This window comes from Curtobacterium sp. VKM Ac-2884 (assembly GCF_015350945.1).
Taxonomy (GTDB): Bacteria; Actinomycetota; Actinomycetes; order Actinomycetales; family Microbacteriaceae; genus Curtobacterium.
The window spans coordinates 1-1,328 of record NZ_JADKSA010000013.1; the positions used below are offsets into that span (position 1 = coordinate 1).

The following is a 1,328-nucleotide window of genomic DNA, read 5'->3' on the forward strand; positions in this document are numbered from 1 at the left end:
CCGCCTCGTGGCTGTGCGCTGTGCCGTGTTCGGGGGTCTTCGCCGGGTTCGGGGTCTCGCTACGGTGTGCTCGCGCAGTTCGCGCTCGGGATGTTCACAGGGGGTTCAATGCCGCACGGCAGAACCGTGGTCGCGACAGTGGCCACATCAGCGTTGGTGCTCGGTCTGCTCGCGACGACGGGCGCACCCGCGTTCGCCGACGGGTCCGCCGCCACCACACCGACCATCGCGGACAGCCAGTCCTCCGCGACCTCGGCGGACGCCTCCGAGATCGCGCAGGCCCACGACCACGGCGTGACCGTCTCGGACGAAACCACCCCGACAAGCCTGCTCACGGCGAACCCGGACGGCTCGTTCACCGTGACGCAGGACACCATCCCGGTCCGCACCCAGCAGGCCGGGCAGTGGATCCCCGTCGAGACCGACCTCGTTCCCGTCGACCAGTCCTGGATCGCACCGAAGGCCACCGACACCCACGTCCGGTTCTCCCGCGGCGGCACCGACACCGTCGCACAGGTCCAGACCGACACCGGCGCCTGGGTCAGCGAGTCCTGGCCCGCCGGCGGCGCCCTGCCCTCGCCGACCATCGACGGCGCCACAGCCACCTACGCAGACGTCCTGCCCGAGGTCGACCTGCGCCTCACCGCAACACCGTCAGGCATGTCGGAAGTGCTCGTCGTCAACACGCCAGAAGCTGCCGCGAACCCGGACCTGCAACAGGTCGAGCTGCAGATGCACGGCGCCACCGTCTCGACCTCGTCGACAGCATCAACAGCGACCGCGACCGATGGATCCACCCTGCAGTCGTCGAAGCCGACCTGGTGGGACTCCTCCGACGGCGGCGATGCCGACGGCCCCGGCGGCGCCGGCAGCGCCACCCCGCTCGAGCACACCACGACCGCCACCGCAGTCACGCTCGACGTCACCGACGCAACCGACACCGCACCGACGTTCCCCGTGTTCGTCGACCCCGACTGGTCCTCCGGTCAGAACGCACTCTGGTTCGACGACATCGCCTACCCCACCCAGTCCTACCTCAACGGCCAGGCAGCGAACGGCTACCAGAGCGTCGGCTACGCCGTCGAGAACGGCAAGACGTTCATGTCACGCGCGTTCTGGCAGTTCAACCTCGGCCCCCTCGACGGCAAACACATCACCGAAGCGCACTTCAACGCCATCGCGAACTACAGCTGCGGCGAAGCCACCGTCCAGGCCTGGCGCTACGGCAACGTCACACCCGGACAGAACTGGAACGACGACCAAGCCAACCAAGGCCAATGGCGCGACCACATCTCCGACGCCGAGATCCCCAGCGTCGCCGGCTGCGC

The 1,328-nt window shown here is 68.9% G+C and carries 1 protein-coding gene; it reads left to right on the top strand.

The genetic code is table 11. The features are described from left to right. Positions 1–138 precede the first annotated feature (138 nt). Positions 139–1,328 (top strand): hypothetical protein (locus ITJ60_RS18695; protein WP_228510675.1); only part of this gene is annotated, 1,190 nt, incomplete at its 3' end.